The following is a 16,530-nucleotide window of genomic DNA, read 5'->3' as shown; positions in this document are numbered from 1 at the left end:
GCGGCCACGCTTCAAGGATTTTTTCGTCAAACTGGCTCACTTTTCGTTATGCCGGCGTCGTTTTTGATCACGCAACTCTCAAAAGGCGTCCTTCCGAGCGCGAATTTCTGCAAAGACCTCAACCGGAGACGCCCCTGACATTCCTAGCTGCGCCTGAATTGCCCCATCTGCCGCACGCAGGAACGGGTTGGTCGCCAGTTCGTCTTTCAGGGTCGATGGCACCGTTGGCTCACCGGCGGATCTGGCTGCATCGATCTCTTTCATCCTTGATATAAGAGCCGGGTTGCCGGGGTCAACGGTCAGGGCGAATTTACCGTTGTTCCGGGTATATTCGTGACCCGAACAGATCGTTGTTTCCGGCGGCAGCGCGGCGATCTTGCTCAGGCTATCAAACATTTGCGGCATGGTGCCCTCGAAAACCCGGCCACACCCAAGCGCCATTAGACTGTCTGCCGTGAATATAACCTCGCTTTGCGGAAAATAAAACGCCACATGGCCAACGGTATGCCCCGACACATCCATGACCCGTCCGGCTTCGGTGCCGATCATCACCTGATCACCCTCGCCAACTGCTTGATCGAGCGGGGGCAAACGGTGGGCGTCGGCGGCCGCCCCGACAACGAGTGCGCTATGGCGCGCCAAGACATCCCCCAAGCCCTGCACATGGTCCGCATGGTGGTGAGTGAGCAAGACTTTGGATGCTGTCCAGCCTTGTTTTTCAAGTGCTTGCAGGATTGGCCCGGCCTCAGGCACGTCGATCACCGCGGTTTCGTCGGTGCCGGGGTCATGGGCGAGGTATGCATAATTGTCAGACAGGCAGGGAACGGTAACGATTTGCAAAACCATGGTATTCTCCCGAATGTCGGTTAATGTTAACGTTGAGAGTGACCGATCTTGGACCGGGCTGCAATGCATCTGGATGTACAGGACCTGCGAAATTTCTACTACCGCAGCCCTTTGGGGCGCGCGGTTCAAAAGACTGTGCGCGCTCAGGTTGCGGCGTTCTGGCCCGAGGCGCAGGGGCAGACCGTGGTCGGCTATGGGTTTGCCGTCCCGTTCCTGCGCCCTTATCTCGCCGATGCGCGCCGGGTGATCGGGTTGATGCCCGCACCGCAAGGCGTAGTGGGTTGGCCGCAGGGCATGCCGAATATCTCTGTTCTGTGCGAAGAGACGCTGTGGCCGCTGGAAACCGGGCATGTCGACAAGTTGCTCGTGGTGCACGGGTTGGAGACATCGGAATTGCCTGGCGCGGTGCTCGATGAGTGCCTGAGGGTTCTGGGACCGGGCGGGTCGGCGCTTTTCATCGTGCCGAATCGTGCTGGCCTCTGGTCCCGATCCGATCGGACGCCATTTGGCTACGGACGACCATACAGTCAGACACAACTCGAAAATCAGTTGAAAACACACAACTTTCTGCCTGAGCGGCACGCCACCGCTCTATATCAGCCCCCGTCAGAGCGCCCGTTCTGGCGTAAGACCGCAGGTATGTGGGAGCGCATGGGCACGAAGCTGTCATTTGTGGCTGCGGGTGGTGTGCTGATGGTCGAGGCGACCAAGCGGGTGCAGGCCCCGAGCGGGCCGGGGTTGCGCGACACCGTGCGCAAGCCGTTGGGAGTCTTGCGTCCGCAGCCCGAGGCCAAGCCGGTCTGATTGTGCGTGCGCCGCGCGTCAAAGCGTCGGTGCAAGGGCGATATCGGCCAGCGTGCTGTGATTCAAGTCTTCGAGAAAGCTCCTCTCGGCGGACCGCAAACGCGCCTTAAGCCGACAGCGCCCATCGAGCGAGCAATCATTTCTCTCCGCCGAGAAACAGGCGACCAATGGTTGCCCGGACTCAAGATGTCGGACGATGTCGCCGAGACGGATGGCCTCTGGCGGGTGGGCCAGCACCGCACCCCCGCCGCCGCCGCGCCGCGTCTCGATCAAACCTGCCTTTGAAAGGCTCTGCATGATCTTGGCGAGATGGTTGCGCGACAGGTTGAATTCCTCGGCCAGCTCGGCGGTGGAATAGGCCCGCTCGGGGGCGCTCGCCATGCGCATCAGCATACGCAGGCCGAAATCGGTGAAAGCGGTGAGGCGCATGGTCGCTGGTGATCCTTTTTAATAGGTATTTACAATACCTATTAGCAGGGCTAGACCGAGATGCAAAGCGGGGCTGGCCATCTTATCCACCTCGCGCGGCAGAAAGGACGCATGATGTCTGAAGCTCGCAAGCCCGGTGGGTACGCCTCTCCGCCCTGCATGGCGCAGGAGGTGAACCCGGCCTATTTCGATCCGCTGTCAACCGATCAAGAACAGGCGCGCGACGTTGCAAGATGGCGCAAGGCGACGCGCGAATTTCTCAGGACAGAGCGGGACATGCTGAGTGTGTCGGATCGGCAAGAGATCAGCCGCGCGCTGTCTGATCGCCTTGGCAGTTTTCTGCAGGGTAGGTTTGGCGGCGCAACGGGACGCGTGCTGTCCGCTTACTGGCCAATCAAAGGCGAACCGGACCTGCGCCCGCTGTTGGCGGACCTGCACGCAGATGGAGTCATCATTGCCTTACCGGTGGTTGAGACCCGCGCCGCGCCTCTGGTCTTTCGCCGCTGGACGCCCGAAACGCAGATGGTGCGGGGCGACTGGAACATTCCTGTCCCCCCACAAGAGGCCGACCGCCTGTCCCCCGACATCGCGCTCGCGCCTGTCATCGGCTGGACTGATGATTGTTTTCGGTTGGGCTATGGCGGGGGATATTTTGACCGGACGCTGGCCGTGCTGTCCCCGCAGCCGCCCACGATCGGCATCGGGCTCAGCACGGCCCGCCTCAAGACGATCTATCCGCAGCCGCACGACATTCCGCTTGATTTCATTTTGACCGAGACAGGGCTTTGTGCGGAAAGGAACAAATCATGAGCAGCACGGCAGCCCAGATGCGCGCATGGAGGGGGCCCGCGCTCCTGAGTTTTGGCTTTCGGCCGTTTTTCCTTGGTGCGGGGGTATGGGCCGCAGCGATCATGGCGCTCTGGATTCCGATGTTGTCAGGAATGGTGACGCTACCCACAGCGTTCGATCCGATCAGTTGGCACGCGCATGAGTTTCTGTTTGGCTACCTCTCGGCCGTGATCGCGGGCTTCTTGCTGACAGCCGTGCCCAACTGGACGGGACGCCTGCCGATTCTGGGCTGGCCATTGGGCGGGTTGGCCGCGCTCTGGCTGATCGGGCGCGTGGCGGTCATGGTCTCTTTTGGGGTGCCGCCGGTGGCGGTGGCTTTTCTGGATCTGGCGATGCCTGTGGTTCTGGCCGTTGTGATGCTACGCGAAATCGTCGCGGGCAAGAATTGGCGCAACCTCATGGTGCTTGCGATGCTGGCTGTGTTCACGCTCGGCAATGCCGTGTTTCATTGGGAGGCGGCGCAAGGGGAGTATGCCGCGCAAGGCTATGGCCTTCGGTTGGGTCTGGGGGCAGTGATCATGATGATCGCGCTCGTAGGAGGGCGCATCGTGCCCTCGTTTACCCGCAACTGGCTGGCGCGGCGTGGCGCCGGACGGCTGCCGGTGCCGCCTATGCAACGCTTCGACAAGGCGGCGCTTCTGGCGCTTCTGGCAACCTGTCTGCTATGGGTTTCCGCCCCGATGGCACAGGTCACGGGCGCAGCGTTGATCGGGGCAGGTGCCCTTCATGTCGTGCGGCTTGCGCGGTGGGCCGGTGAGCGCACCTTTGCAGAGCCGTTGGTCGTGGTGCTGCACGTGGCCTATGCGTTTGTCCCCATCGGCGCGATCTGTATGGGGTTGGAGGTGTTGCGCCCCGGTCTGATGGGGGCCGCTGCGGCACAGCATCTCTGGATGGCGGGGGCCACCGGGCTTATGACGCTGGCGGTGATGACGCGGGCGAGCCTTGGACATTCGGGCCGCACTCTCACGGCCGGGGTGGGAACGACCCTACTCTACCTGCTGGTTCTCGCGGCGGTGATCGCGCGTCTTGCGGCCGGTATCTGGCCGGCGCACGCAGACTTGCTGCATGCGGCCTCTGGTGCGGCCTGGATCGGGGGCTTTGGCGGCTTTGCTGTACTCTACGGCCCGCTTTTGGTGCGGCAGCGTCCTGCCAAGACAATACCCGGGTGAGCGGAGGAAGACATGTCTGAAACCGCACCCCTTCTTCCTCCCCGCCGCCGGCCGCCCCTGCCGTGCCATAATGCGCGCCGAGCGGTGGCCTGAGAGTATGGGGTGGGGCGAATTCATTGTCGCGTTTGGCGTGTTTTTCCTGAGCCACTCGGTGCCGGTCCGGCCATCGGTCAGGGCGCACCTCGTGGACCGGCTGGGGCAACGGGGGTTTACGCTGGCCTATTCAGTGCTGTCGCTGGCGGTGCTGGGCTGGGTGATCGCAGCGGCGGGTCGTGCGCCCTTTGTGCCGGTTTGGGGGTGGGCAACGTGGCAGCCGCACGTGACACTGACGCTGATGCTGGCGGTCTGCCTGATCCTGGGTCTGGCGATTGGCAGGCCCAATCCATTTTCATTTGGCGGGGCGCGCAACCACCTGTTTGACCCGGAACGTCCCGGACTGGTGCGCATCACGCGGCATCCCATGTTGCTTGCGCTGGCGCTTTGGGCCTTTGGCCACATGATCCCGAATGGCGACCTGGCGCATGTTATCCTGTTCGGCAGTTTTGCAGGATTTGCGGTGCTGGGCAGGGTGCTCATTGATCGCCGCAAGCGGCGAGAAATGGGGGCCGAATGGCTGCGGCTCGACAAGGCCGTCCGCGCGCAGGGACCATCGCCCGCCCGGCCTCTTGTGGCTGTCCTGCGGTTGACGCTTGGAGTTGCGCTCTTCATGCTTTTGCTGGGTGCGCATCCCTATGTTTTTGGTGTCGCACCGCTTGGTTGATGAGGCGGCGCGGTCATGGTCTTTGCCGCCTCGATATGCGTGGGGTGCGTGCGGGGAATCGCAATTTCGTAAGAAAACGTGATGTTTTTTGCGCTGTAAAAGGCGCGCATTCCGTCGCACTTTGGGTAAGCTGTTGAAAAGGTATGGTATTCAATAGTATACAATAGTTCTCAAGCGGCTTGCCCGCTCGGGAAGGCTCTGCTACACCCCAGCCGAATTTCGGTGTTTCGAGAGTTTCATCGTGTATCAACGCCCCCGGATGTGACCCTGCGTCACCTCGAACGAACCGGGGCCAGATTATCGGAAGGGTGGACGTGTCCGAACCAGCTTCGATCTCTTCTGGCATTGCCGCGCGCTATGCCACTGCGATTTTTGAGCTTTCGAAAGAGGCCAAGGGTTTGGCCAAGCTCGAATCCAATCTCACTGACTTGTCGCAAGCACTGCACGAGAGCGACGATCTCGCGGCGGTGATCGCCTCTCCGGTGCTTAGCCGCAACGAGCAGGGCGCTGCGATCAATGCCGTGGCAACAAAGATGCAACTCTGCACCGAACTGCAGAACGGTCTGGCGCTCATGGCTCAAAAGCGGCGGCTTTTCGTGTTGCCGCAGATGATTGCGCAGCTCGACGCGATGATCGCCGAAGATAAGGGCGAGGTCAGCGCGAATGTGACCACTGCCAAGGCCTTGACCAAGGCACAGGCCGACAAATTGGCCAAGACGCTCAAGGCGCGCGTCGGCAAGGATGTGAAAATAAATGCGACCGTTGATGAAAGTCTCATCGGCGGTCTTGTCGTCAAGATGGGCTCGAAGATGATCGACACGTCGATCCGCTCCAAGCTCGATTCCCTCCAGAATGCAATGAAAGAGGTCGGATAAATGGGTATCCAAGCAGCAGAGATTTCTGCGATCCTGAAGGACCAGATCAAGAATTTCGGCCAAGACGCCGAAGTCGCTGAGATTGGCCGGGTTCTCTCAGTGGGTGACGGGATCGCACGGGTTCACGGGCTGGACAATGTTCAGGCCGGTGAGCTTGTCGAGTTTCCGGGCTCGATCATGGGCATGGCGCTGAACCTCGAGGCGGACAATGTCGGCGTCGTGATTTTCGGTTCCGACCGTGACATCAAGGAAGGCGACACCGTCAAGCGCACCAAGTCCATCGTCGACGTGCCAATCGGCGACGAACTGTTGGGCCGCGTCGTGGACGGCCTCGGCAACCCGCTCGACGGCAAGGGCCCGATCAAGACGAAAACCCGTGGTCTGGCCGATGTGAAAGCCCCCGGCATCATCCCGCGTAAATCGGTGCACGAGCCGATGGCGACCGGCCTCAAGTCGGTGGACGCGATGATCCCGATCGGCCGTGGCCAGCGCGAGCTGATTATTGGCGACCGTCAGACCGGCAAGACCGCCGTGGCGCTCGACGCGATCCTCAACCAGAAGATCTACAACGAGGCCGCAGGCGACGACGAGAGCAAGAAACTCTATTGCGTCTACGTGGCCGTGGGTCAAAAGCGTTCGACCGTGGCACAGCTGGTGAAGAAGCTCGAAGAGAGCGGCGCCATCGAATATTCCATCGTCGTGGCCGCCACCGCATCCGACCCGGCGCCGATGCAGTTCCTCGCGCCCTATTCGGCGACCGCGATGGCAGAGCATTTCCGCGACAATGGCCGTCACGCGCTGATCGTCTATGATGACCTGTCGAAACAGGCCGTGGCCTATCGCCAGATGTCGCTTCTGCTGCGTCGCCCGCCCGGCCGTGAAGCCTATCCGGGTGACGTGTTCTACCTCCACTCCCGCCTGTTGGAGCGCTCCGCGAAGCTCAACGAGGACAATGGTGCAGGCTCGCTGACGGCTCTGCCGATCATTGAAACCCAGGGTGGCGACGTGTCGGCCTTTATTCCGACCAACGTGATCTCGATCACCGACGGTCAGATCTTCCTTGAGACGGAACTGTTCTATCAGGGTATCCGCCCCGCCGTGAATACCGGTCTGTCGGTGTCGCGTGTGGGCTCTTCGGCCCAGACCAACGCGATGAAGTCGGTTGCCGGTCCGGTGAAGCTGGAGCTTGCGCAGTACCGCGAGATGGCGGCCTTTGCGCAGTTTGGCTCTGACCTCGACGCGGCGACGCAGCAGTTGCTGAACCGGGGTGCGCGTCTGACCGAGTTGATGAAGCAGCCGCAGTATTCGCCGCTCACCAATGCCGAGATCGTCTGCGTCATCTATGCCGGCACCAAGGGCTATCTGGACAAGATCAAGGTTGGCGATGTGGGCCGCTACGAGCAGGGTCTGCTCAAGCACCTGCGTGGCAAGCATCAGGATCTGCTGGATCACATCACGACGGAAGATCCCAAGATCAAGGGTGAGGCCGAGGACAAGATCAAGGCCGCGCTGGACGAATTCGCCGCTGATTTCGCGTAAGGGGGAGATAAGGCAATGCCGAATCTCAAGGACCTGAAAAACCGGATCTCGTCGGTCAAATCGACCCGCAAGATCACGAAGGCCATGCAGATGGTTGCCGCGGCGAAACTTCGCCGCGCGCAGGAGGCTGCGGAAATGTCGCGGCCTTACACCGAACGCTTCAACGCGGTGATGAAAAAGCTTGCGGCCTCGGTGGGTGACGCCGAGAACGCGCCGCGGCTTCTGGCCGGGACCGGCGACGACAAGGTGCATCTTCTGGTGGTGATGACCGCCGAGCGCGGATTGTGCGGCGGATTCAACGCCAATATCGCCAAGCTGGCCAAGGCCGAGGCGGCCGATCTGTTGGCTCAGGGCAAGACGGTCAAGATCATCACTGTGGGCAAGAAGGGCCGCGACGCAATGCGCCGCGACTACGGCTCGTATTTCATCGACCACGTGGATCTGAGCGATGTCAAACGCGTGGGCTACGCCGACGCACAGGCAGTCGCCGAAGGCGTGCTCAAGCGCTTCGATGCTGGTGAGTTCGACGTTGCCAAGATCTTTTACTCGAAGTTCGAGAACGTGGTTAGCCAGATCCCGACCAAGCAACAGATCATCCCGGCCGATGTCGGTGACACCGAAGAGGTCGATACAGAGACCTTTTACGAGTATGAGCCCGATGAAGAGGCGATCCTCGCCGATCTTCTGCCACGCGGTGTGGCGACGCAGATCTTCAGCGCCTTGCTGGAGAACGGAGCCTCGGAACAGGGCGCGCGGATGTCCGCGATGGACAACGCCACCCGCAACGCGGGCGATATGATCGACAAGCTGACCATCGAATACAACCGCTCGCGTCAGGCCGTGATCACCAACGAGCTGATTGAAATCATTTCCGGCGCGGAAGCGCTGTAAGAAAAACCGGAGACCAAACATGGCAAATGCAAAAGGCAAGGTGACGCAGGTCATTGGCGCCGTTGTTGACGTTCACTTTGACGGCGATCTGCCAGCCATTCTGAACGCGCTGGAAACCGACAACCACGGCAAGAAGCTGGTGCTCGAAGTGGCGCAGCACTTGGGTGAGAACACCGTGCGCACCATCGCGATGGACGCGACCGAAGGCCTCGTGCGCGGCCAAGAGGTGAAAGACAGCGGCTCGCCGATCTCGGTGCCGGTGGGCAATGCGACCCTGGGCCGCATTCTCAACGTCATCGGTGAGCCGGTGGACGAAGGCGCGCCGATTAAGGCGACCGAGACCCGCGCCATCCACCAGCCTGCGCCGGAATTTTCCGAGCAGTCGACCGCCTCCGAGATCCTCGAGACGGGCATCAAGGTGGTGGACCTGCTGGCGCCTTATGCCAAAGGCGGCAAGATCGGCCTCTTCGGCGGTGCCGGTGTCGGCAAGACAGTTCTGATCATGGAACTGATCAACAACATCGCCAAGGTGCACTCGGGCTATTCCGTGTTCGCCGGCGTGGGCGAGCGGACCCGTGAGGGCAACGACCTCTATCACGAGATGATCGAGTCGAACGTGATCAAGCCCGACAATCTGGAAGAGAGCCAGGTTGCGCTGGTCTATGGCCAGATGAACGAGCCTCCGGGGGCGCGTGCGCGTGTGGCCCTGACCGGTCTCACGCTGGCCGAGCAGTTCCGCGATCAGTCGGGCTCGGACGTGCTGTTCTTCGTCGACAACATCTTCCGCTTCACGCAGGCGGGCTCTGAGGTGTCGGCGCTTCTGGGCCGTATTCCCTCGGCTGTGGGCTATCAGCCGACGCTGGCCACCGACATGGGCGCGATGCAGGAACGCATCACCTCCACCAAGCAGGGCTCGATCACCTCGATTCAGGCCGTCTACGTGCCTGCGGACGACCTGACCGACCCGGCCCCGGCCACGACCTTCGCCCACCTTGACGCCACGACCGTTCTCAGCCGTGCGATTTCCGAGCTTGGCATCTACCCCGCCGTGGACCCGCTCGATTCGAACTCGCGTCTGATGGACCCGCAGATCGTGGGCGAAGAGCATTATCAGGTTGCGCGTGACGTGCAGGGTATCCTGCAGCGCTACAAGAGCTTGCAGGACATCATCGCCATTCTCGGCATGGATGAACTCTCGGAAGAGGACAAGCTGACCGTGGCGCGCGCCCGGAAAATCCAGCGTTTCCTCAGCCAGCCCTTCGACGTGGCCAAGGTGTTCACCGGCTCGGACGGCATTCAGGTGCCGCTGGAAGAGACGATCAAGTCGTTCAAGGCCGTGGTCGCCGGTGAATACGATCACCTGCCCGAAGGTGCCTTCTACATGGTCGGTGGTATTGATGATGTGGTCGCCAAGGCCGAAAAAATGGCGGCTGACGCGGCATAATGATGGGGTGGGGCTTGAGCCCCACCTTCTCTGCCCCAGAAGGAGGCCAAGATGGCTGACACAGTTCAATTCGATCTCGTGAGCCCCGAGCGGCTCTTGGCATCGGTTGCCGCGCGTGAAGTGAGCATTCCGGGCGCCGAGGGCAACCTGACGGCGATGGCCGATCACGCCCCGCTCATCACCACGCTTCGCCCAGGTATCGTGCGAGTTTCAGGACCTGAAGGCGACAAGGAGTATGTCGTGACCGGTGGTTTTGCAGAGATCAGTGGGTCGAGCATTTCGGTTCTCGCAGAGCAGGCCGTCGCGCGTGAGGACATGACGCAGGATGCCTATAAGGCGATGGTGAATGCGGCGACCGACAAGCTGGCACATGCGCAGGAGACATTTGTCAACGAGCCGGGCCCGGTCGATGAGGCGGCCAAGCTCTTGTCAGACATGGTCGCGATTGGCGATCATATCGGTCTTTCGGCGAACTGATACGCGTCGCCCATGGATCAATGGTAATGAAAAGGGGCCGTAGCACGGCCCTTTTTTAATTTTTGGTTCTCAATTTTGCCGGATGCGCATAGTAAGAAAGGCCGAGGGTCGGAAGGCATAGAATGAAGTTTCTGATTAACCAGGCGATCGGAATTGAACAGGGCGACGATATCCTGTTTTCGGATTATGCCGATGGCGGAGATATGTGGACCGGATCCGGCTCGCGCGAGCGGCGCAAAACGGTTGAATTTGGCACGCCATTCAAATCAGAACCCGCTGTGCATGTTGCCCTTTCGCTATGGGATATGGATAGCGCCACGAATGCCCGCGCGGATGTTTCCGCAGAACTGATAACGCGCGAGGGCTTTGATGTCGTGTTCAGGACATGGGGTGACACCCGAATTGCGCGGGTGCGGGTCCGGTGGATGGCCATCGGCGACGTCTTCCACGAGGATGACTGGCAGGACGTTTACTGATCCCGTTCAGGCGCTTTCGCGTTCGCCTGCGATTCTGGCTTCTGCGGAGATCACCAAATCATCCAACCCTGCGCCTCCCGCTACAACATGGGCGTGCAACTGATCGAGCATGCGCGGCTCCCAGAAGTCACTGAGGTGGGCCGCGATCCTGTCCGCCTGATCGTCTCCGGGCTGAGTCTTGAAAAACGTTGCGATCTGGTTGGCCATATGGACCATTTTTTCAGGCGACATCGTGAACCTCGTCTGTGATGCGATGGGGATGGGAATATAGGTCGAAGCCGCCTTGGCGTGCAAAGGCGGCGAGGGTGATGCCCGAGGTTTCGGCGAGACGCAGCGCATGCGCCGTGGGGGCCGAGACGGCGATCAGAACGGCGCAGCCGGCCATGGCGCATTTTTGCACGAGTTCGACAGACAGGCGGCTGGTCATGACGACGGCTCCTGTTGACGGATCGATGCCGGATTTGAGCAGCGCGCCGATGAGCTTGTCGAGGGCATTGTGCCGACCGACATCTTCTCTGACGACACGCGGCATGGCTTCGCCTGGCAGGATGAAACCGGCGGCGTGGGTGGCGTGGGTCAGGTCATGAAGCGGTTGACTGTCGCGGAGTGCATCGGTTGCGCGCGCAATCTGGAGCGGCGAGAAGGTGGGACCATGCGGTGCGACTCGGGGCAGGGGGCGAATTGCCTGTTCGAGGCTGTCGATGCCACACAGGCCACACCCCACCGGCCCGGCCATGAACCTGCGGCGGGCTGTGAGAGCGTCCTGCCTGTCCTCGCGCAACCAAAACCGCGCCTCGATCCCTCGTTCATGCTCAACGATCTCGAAGTCCTCGACTTGCTCGGAGTCGGTTACAATGCCCTCTGTTAATGCGAACCCATGGGCGAAATCGGCAATATCATCAGGTGTCGCCATCATCACGGCGTGTGTCGTGCCGTCAAAGACGAGGGCCACCGGAACCTCGTCGGGCAGGCTTCGGGTGACGCGGCGCGCCCCCTCTGCCTGCACCGAGAGGCCCGGTCGGCTCTGGGTGGGAGAAAAGCCCATTGCCATCACTCTGCCGCGGGCAAGATACGCCGCGCCTGTGCCGCCTGCGCGGCATAATCTTCCTGCCAGTCCGTCGGTCCATTGGACAGGCTGATCTGCACCGCCGTGACCTTGTATTCGGGGCAGTTGGTGGCCCAGTCGGAATAGTCGGTGGTGATCACATTGGCCTGCGTATCCGGGTGGTGGAAGGTGGTGTAGACGACACCTGGGCTTACGCGGTCGGTCAGCTTTGCGCGCAGTGTGGTCTCGCCCGCGCGGCTGGCCAGTCGCACCCAATCGCCATCTTTCAGCCCACGCACCTCGGCATCATGGGGATGGATCTCCAGCAGGTCCTCCTCGTGCCAGACCACGTTGTCGGTACGCCTTGTCTGGGCGCCGACGTTATACTGACTGAGAATACGCCCGGTGGTCAGCAACAGCGGGAAGCGTGGGCCGGTTTTCTCGTCGGTGGCCACGTATTCCGTGACGATGAACCGCCCCTTGCCGCGCATGAAGCCGTCGACATGCATCAGCGGCATGCCCTCGGGATGGGCCTCGTTGCAAGGCCATTGAACGCTGCCTTTCTCTTCCAGCAGCGCGTAATCCACCCCGGCGAACGAGGGCGTCGTTGCCGCGATCTCCTCCATGATCCGGGCGGGGTGGCTGTAGCTCCAATCCGCCCCCATGGCCTGCGCGAGCATCTGGGTGATCTCCCAGTCGGCATAGCCGTTGAGCGGCTCCATCACCTTGCGCACGCGGTTGATGCGGCGCTCGGCATTGGTGAAGGTCCCGTCTTTTTCAAGAAAGGTCGAGCCGGGCAGGAACACATGCGCGTAATTCGCGGTCTCGTTGAGAAAGAGGTCATGCACGATGACACATTCCATCGCTGCCAGACCCGCTGCCACATGCTTGGTGTCAGGGTCTGATTGCAGGATGTCCTCGCCTTGGCAGTATAGCCCTTTGAAGGTGCCATCGACCGCGGCATCGAGCATGTTGGGAATGCGCAGGCCGGGCTCTGCGTCGATTTCCACGCCCCAGGTTTCCTCGAATACCTTGCGCACCTCCGGACCCTTGACGTGCCGGTAGCCGGGCAGTTCATGCGGGAAAGAGCCCATGTCGCAGGCACCCTGCACGTTGTTCTGACCGCGCAACGGGTTCACGCCGACGCCGGGCCGCCCCATGTTGCCGGTGAGCATGGCGAGATTTGCGATTCCCATCACCGTGGTCGAGCCTTGGGAATGCTCGGTCACGCCGAGGCCATAGTAGATGGCGCCGTTGCCACCTTGGGCATAAAGGCGGGCTGCGGCGCGTAGTTCGGCCGAGGGAACCCCGGTCAGAAGTTCCGTGGCCTCGGGGGAATGGCGGGGGTTGCTGATGAACTCGGCGTAATGCTGGAATTCGTCCCAATCGCAGCGCTCGCGGATGAACGCCTCGTCCATCAAACCCTCGGTCACGATCACATGTGCGAGCGCACTGACCACGGCAACATTGGTGCCCGGACGCAGCGGCAGGTGATGGGCCGCTGAAACATGCGGCGATTTCACCAGATCGATGCGGCGCGGGTCTACGACGATCAGTTTTGCGCCCGCCCGTAGCCGCTTTTTCAACCGTGAGGCAAAGACCGGGTGGCCATCGGTCGGGTTCGCGCCGATTACCACCACCACGTCGGTCTGCTCGACGCTATCGAAATCCTGCGTGCCCGCAGAGGTGCCGAATGTCTGCCCCAGCCCGTAGCCGGTGGGCGAATGACAGACCCGTGCACAGGTGTCGGTGTTGTTGTTGCCAAACACCGCCCGGGCCAGTTTTTGCACGAGGTAGGTTTCTTCGTTGGTGCAGCGCGAGGACGTGATTACGCCAATGGATTTTTTGCCATATTGCTCCTGAAGCCCGCGCATCCGCTTGGCGGCAAAGCTGAGCGCCTCATCCCACTCGACCTCGCGCCATGGCTCGTCGATCCGGTCGCGGATCATCGGCTTGAGAATGCGGTCCTTGTGGTGGGCGTAGCCATAGGCAAAACGGCCCTTGACGCAGCTATGCCCGCGATTGGCCTTGCCATGCTTGTAGGGCACCATGCGCACCAACTCGTCACCGTTCATTTCGGCTTTGAACGAACAGCCGACGCCGCAATAGGCGCAAGTCGTCACGACCGACCGGTCGGGCGTTCCCATCTCGATAATGGATTTCTCCTGCAAGGTCGCGGTCGGGCAGGCCTGAACACAGGCACCGCAGCTTACGCAATCGGAGCCAAGAAAGTCGTCGTCTGCGTTGCCAGCTGATACCCGGCTGTCAAACCCACGACCCTGGATCGTCAATGCAAATGTCCCCTGAACCTCTTCGCAGGCGCGAACGCAGCGATTGCAGACGATGCATTTACTGGGATCATAAGAGAAATAAGGGTTGCTGTCATCTTTGGGCAGCCACTCGGGATTGGACTCTCCGCTGGTGTTGCGGGCCTCGAAATGGTTAACCAGACTGCCATTTTCAGGGGCCTCATAACGCACATCGCGCAGGCCCACCGCCCCCGCCATATCCTGCAACTCGCAATCGCCGTTGGCCGCGCAGGTCAGGCAATCGAGTGGGTGGTCGGAAATATAGAGCTCCATCACGCCACGGCGGATCTTGCGCACCTTGGACGAGCCGGTATGTACCACCATACCGGGCGCGACGGGCGTCGTGCAGGAGGCGGGCGTACCGCGCCGTCCCTCGATTTCGACCACGCAGAGCCGACAGGAGCCAAACGCGTCTAGGCTGTCCGTCGCACAGAGCTTGGGGACCGGAATACCGGCCTCGGCTGCCGCGCGCATGACGGATGTACCTTCCGCTACGGTGACGGCCACGCCGTCGATCTCAAGTGTGACCGGCGCACCCGTTTTCGCGGGCGTGCCCATGTCTCGGTCACTTTTCGAATCCATCGGGGGAATAATGAAATCTTTCATTCGGCAGCCTCCTTTTGGGTGGCGAAGTCATTGGGGAAATGTGTGAGTGCGGACATGACCGGGAGGGGTGTGAACCCGCCAAGCGCGCAGAGTGAGCCATCTGTCATCGTCTCGCACAGGTCTGTCAGCAGCGGGATTGCCGCCGCGTCGCCCTCGGCGATCCGGTCGATGGTCTCGACACCGCGCACCGCACCGATCCGGCAAGGCGTGCATTTGCCACAACTCTCGACCGCGCAAAATTCCATCGCGAACCGCGCCATTCGCAGCATATCGGCGCGATCATCAAAGATCACGAGCCCGGCATGGCCCAAAAGTCCGCCCTTGGCGTCCAGTTCTTCATAACCAAGGGGCGCATCGAAATTCGAGACCGGGATATAAGCCCCGAGCGGACCGCCAACCTGTACCGCCTTGACCGGGTTGCCTGTTGCCGTGCCCCCGGCAAGATCGTTCACCACCTCGCCAAGGCTGATGCCGAAGGCGGTTTCGAACAGCCCGCCGCGCGCCACGTTGCCCGCGATTTGCAAAGTGACGGTGCCGCGTGACCGCCCTAGTCCGAAATCTGCATAGTGCTGTGCGCCCTTTTCAAAGATGACCGGCACTGTGGCCAGAGAGATGACGTTGTTGACAACCGTGGGCCGCCCGAGAAACCCTTCCAGCGCGGGCAGAGGAGGCTTGGCACGGACCACGCCGCGCTTGCCTTCGAGCGAGTTCAGCAGCGAGGTTTCCTCGCCGCAGACATAGGCCCCGGCACCGACGCGGATTTCCATATCATAGCTGCGGCCTGAGCCCAGCACATCCGCGCCGAGCACGCCCGAAGCGCGCGCGATCTCCACCGCGCGGCGCATCACCCGGATCGCATCAGGGTATTCCGAGCGCAGATAAACATAGCCCCGCGTCGCACCCACAGCCAGCCCGGCAATCGCCATGCCCTCGATCAGGGTGAAGGGGTCGCCCTCCATGATCATCCTGTCGGCGAATGTGCCGCTGTCACCTTCGTCTGCGTTGCAGACGATATATTTCTGGGGGGCCTCCGCGTCATGCACGGTTTTCCACTTGATGCCCGTCGGAAAGCCAGCGCCACCCCGGCCGCGCAGGCCAGAGTTGGTGACTTCCTCAACGATCCCGGCGCCATCCATGCCGATGGCGCGACGAAGGCCCGCAAGCCCGCCATGTGCTTCATAATCCGCGAGGTCGAGCGGGTCGATGACACCGACGCGGGCAAATGTCAGCCGTGTCTGCTTCTTCATCCAGTCGAGGTCTTCGACCGGGCCGAGCGCGCAGGCGGCATCGCCTGAAAGGATGGCAGCGGCGTCGTCGTGGGATGCCGGACCAAAGCCGTGGCGCACGCCGTCGATCTCGACCTCAACCAGTGGCTCCAGCCAGATCATGCCGCGCGTGCCGTTGCGGATCAGTTCGATCTCTATGCCGCGTGACTTGGCCTCGGCGATCAGGGCCCCTGCCACCGCATCCGCACCAAGCGCCTTGGCGGCGCTATCCATGGGAACGTAGATCTTCATGCGCCGGCCTCCTGCAAGAGTGCGTCCATGCGGGCCTCATCGACCCGGCCCACGACCCGATCGCCCAACATCGCAGCGGGCGCGCAGGCACAGAGCCCGAGGCAATAGACCGGTTCGACCGTGACTGCGCCATTTACCGAGGTGCCGTGCCAGTCGAGCCCAAGTTTGGCCAATGTCGCCTCCGCCAACGCGGTGCCGCCCATGGCCTGACAGGCCTCTGCCCGGCAAATCTTGAGCACGTGCCGCCCGGCAGGTTTTGCACGGAAGTCATGGTAGAAGCTGATCACGCCATGCAGTTCCGCCCGGCTGATATTGAGCGCCTCGGCAATCGGGCGGTGGGCCGCGTCGGGAATGTGATCGAAGGTTTCCTGCATCGCGTGGAGAATGGGCAAAAGCGGCCCCTCCAGATGCTGATGCTGGGCGATGACGGCGTCAATCTCGTCCGTATTGGGCGCGGTTTCTTGCATGGCTGGCCTCTTAAGTTTGCTGACACC

Annotated in this window: 17 protein-coding genes; 10 read left to right on the top strand and 7 right to left on the bottom strand. The window is 61.6% G+C overall.

Annotated features, from left to right (window positions below):
- Positions 1 to 78: 78 nt before the first annotated feature.
- A complete protein-coding gene (gene gloB / locus Q0X85_RS18365; protein ID WP_297774450.1) occupies positions 79 to 846 on the bottom strand; it encodes a hydroxyacylglutathione hydrolase in 768 nt (255 codons plus the stop codon).
- 63 nt (positions 847 to 909) lie between these two features.
- Here gloB and Q0X85_RS18360 point away from each other — a divergent pair, with 63 nt between their 5' ends.
- Positions 910 to 1,650: a hypothetical protein gene (locus Q0X85_RS18360; RefSeq protein ID WP_297774516.1), complete on the top strand. Its 741-nt coding sequence runs from the start codon at positions 910 to 912 to the stop codon at positions 1,648 to 1,650.
- A gap of 18 nt (positions 1,651 to 1,668) precedes the next feature.
- Here Q0X85_RS18360 and Q0X85_RS18355 read toward each other — a convergent pair whose 3' ends face one another.
- A complete protein-coding gene (locus Q0X85_RS18355) occupies positions 1,669 to 2,079 on the bottom strand; it encodes an Rrf2 family transcriptional regulator (RefSeq protein ID WP_297774448.1) in 411 nt (136 codons plus the stop codon).
- 114 nt (positions 2,080 to 2,193) lie between these two features.
- Between Q0X85_RS18355 and Q0X85_RS18350 the strand changes: the two genes are divergently transcribed.
- The 9 genes from Q0X85_RS18350 (at position 2,194) to Q0X85_RS18310 (ending at position 10,559) form a co-directional block, all read left to right on the top strand.
- A complete protein-coding gene (locus tag Q0X85_RS18350; protein ID WP_297774447.1) occupies positions 2,194 to 2,889 on the top strand; it encodes a 5-formyltetrahydrofolate cyclo-ligase in 696 nt (231 codons plus the stop codon).
- Positions 2,886 to 4,097 carry an NnrS family protein gene (locus Q0X85_RS18345; RefSeq protein ID WP_297774446.1) on the top strand — a complete coding sequence of 404 codons (1,212 nt, stop codon included), beginning with the start codon at positions 2,886 to 2,888 and terminating at the stop codon, positions 4,095 to 4,097. Before Q0X85_RS18350 ends, Q0X85_RS18345 begins: the two co-directional genes overlap by 4 nt.
- A gap of 97 nt (positions 4,098 to 4,194) precedes the next feature.
- Positions 4,195 to 4,857 (top strand): NnrU family protein, encoded by a 663-nt coding sequence (locus Q0X85_RS18340; protein WP_297774445.1) that lies wholly within the window; start codon positions 4,195 to 4,197, stop codon positions 4,855 to 4,857.
- A gap of 308 nt (positions 4,858 to 5,165) precedes the next feature.
- Positions 5,166 to 5,732, top strand: coding sequence for a F0F1 ATP synthase subunit delta (locus Q0X85_RS18335; protein WP_297774443.1), 567 nt, complete (start codon positions 5,166 to 5,168; stop codon positions 5,730 to 5,732).
- Positions 5,733 to 7,271: a F0F1 ATP synthase subunit alpha gene (atpA, locus tag Q0X85_RS18330; protein ID WP_297774441.1), complete on the top strand. Its 1,539-nt coding sequence runs from the start codon at positions 5,733 to 5,735 to the stop codon at positions 7,269 to 7,271.
- Between the two features lie 15 nt (positions 7,272 to 7,286).
- On the top strand, positions 7,287 to 8,162 hold the full coding sequence (locus tag Q0X85_RS18325) for a F0F1 ATP synthase subunit gamma (RefSeq protein WP_297774439.1): 876 nt from the start codon (positions 7,287 to 7,289) through the stop codon (positions 8,160 to 8,162).
- A gap of 19 nt (positions 8,163 to 8,181) precedes the next feature.
- Complete coding sequence (atpD, locus tag Q0X85_RS18320) at positions 8,182 to 9,606, top strand: F0F1 ATP synthase subunit beta (RefSeq protein WP_297774438.1); 1,425 nt, start codon at positions 8,182 to 8,184, stop codon at positions 9,604 to 9,606.
- A 51-nt stretch (positions 9,607 to 9,657) separates the two neighbouring features.
- On the top strand, positions 9,658 to 10,083 hold the full coding sequence (locus Q0X85_RS18315; RefSeq protein ID WP_297774436.1) for a F0F1 ATP synthase subunit epsilon: 426 nt from the start codon (positions 9,658 to 9,660) through the stop codon (positions 10,081 to 10,083).
- Positions 10,084 to 10,205: 122 nt separating this feature from the next.
- Positions 10,206 to 10,559: an H-type lectin domain-containing protein gene (locus tag Q0X85_RS18310; protein WP_297774435.1), complete on the top strand. Its 354-nt coding sequence runs from the start codon at positions 10,206 to 10,208 to the stop codon at positions 10,557 to 10,559.
- A gap of 6 nt (positions 10,560 to 10,565) precedes the next feature.
- Here the strand turns inward: Q0X85_RS18310 and Q0X85_RS18305 are convergent, their stop codons facing one another.
- Genes Q0X85_RS18305 through Q0X85_RS18285 form a run of 5 tightly spaced genes read right to left on the bottom strand, consistent with a single transcriptional unit; the run spans position 10,566 to position 16,503 of the window.
- The gene (locus Q0X85_RS18305; RefSeq protein WP_297774433.1) at positions 10,566 to 10,790 is read right to left on the bottom strand and encodes a formate dehydrogenase subunit delta; all 225 of its coding nucleotides are present in this window, start codon (positions 10,788 to 10,790) and stop codon (positions 10,566 to 10,568) included.
- On the bottom strand, positions 10,780 to 11,610 hold the full coding sequence (fdhD, locus tag Q0X85_RS18300; RefSeq protein ID WP_297774431.1) for a formate dehydrogenase accessory sulfurtransferase FdhD: 831 nt from the start codon (positions 11,608 to 11,610) through the stop codon (positions 10,780 to 10,782). Before fdhD ends, Q0X85_RS18305 begins: the two co-directional genes overlap by 11 nt.
- On the bottom strand, positions 11,610 to 14,519 hold the full coding sequence (gene fdhF / locus Q0X85_RS18295) for a formate dehydrogenase subunit alpha (RefSeq protein WP_297774429.1): 2,910 nt from the start codon (positions 14,517 to 14,519) through the stop codon (positions 11,610 to 11,612). Before fdhF ends, fdhD begins: the two co-directional genes overlap by 1 nt.
- On the bottom strand, positions 14,516 to 16,036 hold the full coding sequence (locus tag Q0X85_RS18290; RefSeq protein ID WP_297774427.1) for a formate dehydrogenase beta subunit: 1,521 nt from the start codon (positions 16,034 to 16,036) through the stop codon (positions 14,516 to 14,518). The genes fdhF and Q0X85_RS18290 overlap by 4 nt, the downstream gene beginning before the upstream one ends.
- Positions 16,033 to 16,503 carry a formate dehydrogenase subunit gamma gene (locus tag Q0X85_RS18285; RefSeq protein WP_297774425.1) on the bottom strand — a complete coding sequence of 157 codons (471 nt, stop codon included), beginning with the start codon at positions 16,501 to 16,503 and terminating at the stop codon, positions 16,033 to 16,035. Before Q0X85_RS18285 ends, Q0X85_RS18290 begins: the two co-directional genes overlap by 4 nt.
- Between the last annotated feature and the right edge of the window lie 27 nt (positions 16,504 to 16,530).

Source organism: uncultured Roseovarius sp. (genome assembly GCF_947259555.1).
Lineage (GTDB): Bacteria > Pseudomonadota > Alphaproteobacteria > Rhodobacterales > Rhodobacteraceae > Roseovarius.
The sequence above is the reverse complement of the archived record's forward strand: the minus strand, read 5'-3'. Positions and strand labels throughout refer to the sequence as shown.

What these genes read in the sequence shown, in the direction of transcription:
- gloB (WP_297774450.1), bottom strand. Translation starts at nt 846, where the DNA reads ATGGTTTTGCAAATCGTTACCGTTCCCTGCCTGTCTGACAATTATGCA.
- Q0X85_RS18360 (WP_297774516.1), top strand. Translation starts at nt 910, where the DNA reads ATGCATCTGGATGTACAGGACCTGCGAAATTTCTACTACCGCAGCCCT.
- Q0X85_RS18355 (WP_297774448.1), bottom strand. Translation starts at nt 2,079, where the DNA reads ATGCGCCTCACCGCTTTCACCGATTTCGGCCTGCGTATGCTGATGCGC.
- Q0X85_RS18350 (WP_297774447.1), top strand. Translation starts at nt 2,194, where the DNA reads ATGTCTGAAGCTCGCAAGCCCGGTGGGTACGCCTCTCCGCCCTGCATG.
- Q0X85_RS18345 (WP_297774446.1), top strand. Translation starts at nt 2,886, where the DNA reads ATGAGCAGCACGGCAGCCCAGATGCGCGCATGGAGGGGGCCCGCGCTC.
- Q0X85_RS18340 (WP_297774445.1), top strand. Translation starts at nt 4,195, where the DNA reads ATGGGGTGGGGCGAATTCATTGTCGCGTTTGGCGTGTTTTTCCTGAGC.
- atpA (WP_297774441.1), top strand. Translation starts at nt 5,733, where the DNA reads ATGGGTATCCAAGCAGCAGAGATTTCTGCGATCCTGAAGGACCAGATC.
- Q0X85_RS18325 (WP_297774439.1), top strand. Translation starts at nt 7,287, where the DNA reads ATGCCGAATCTCAAGGACCTGAAAAACCGGATCTCGTCGGTCAAATCG.
- atpD (WP_297774438.1), top strand. Translation starts at nt 8,182, where the DNA reads ATGGCAAATGCAAAAGGCAAGGTGACGCAGGTCATTGGCGCCGTTGTT.
- Q0X85_RS18315 (WP_297774436.1), top strand. Translation starts at nt 9,658, where the DNA reads ATGGCTGACACAGTTCAATTCGATCTCGTGAGCCCCGAGCGGCTCTTG.
- Q0X85_RS18310 (WP_297774435.1), top strand. Translation starts at nt 10,206, where the DNA reads ATGAAGTTTCTGATTAACCAGGCGATCGGAATTGAACAGGGCGACGAT.
- Q0X85_RS18305 (WP_297774433.1), bottom strand. Translation starts at nt 10,790, where the DNA reads ATGTCGCCTGAAAAAATGGTCCATATGGCCAACCAGATCGCAACGTTT.
- fdhD (WP_297774431.1), bottom strand. Translation starts at nt 11,610, where the DNA reads ATGGCAATGGGCTTTTCTCCCACCCAGAGCCGACCGGGCCTCTCGGTG.
- fdhF (WP_297774429.1), bottom strand. Translation starts at nt 14,519, where the DNA reads ATGAAAGATTTCATTATTCCCCCGATGGATTCGAAAAGTGACCGAGAC.
- Q0X85_RS18290 (WP_297774427.1), bottom strand. Translation starts at nt 16,036, where the DNA reads ATGAAGATCTACGTTCCCATGGATAGCGCCGCCAAGGCGCTTGGTGCG.
- Q0X85_RS18285 (WP_297774425.1), bottom strand. Translation starts at nt 16,503, where the DNA reads ATGCAAGAAACCGCGCCCAATACGGACGAGATTGACGCCGTCATCGCC.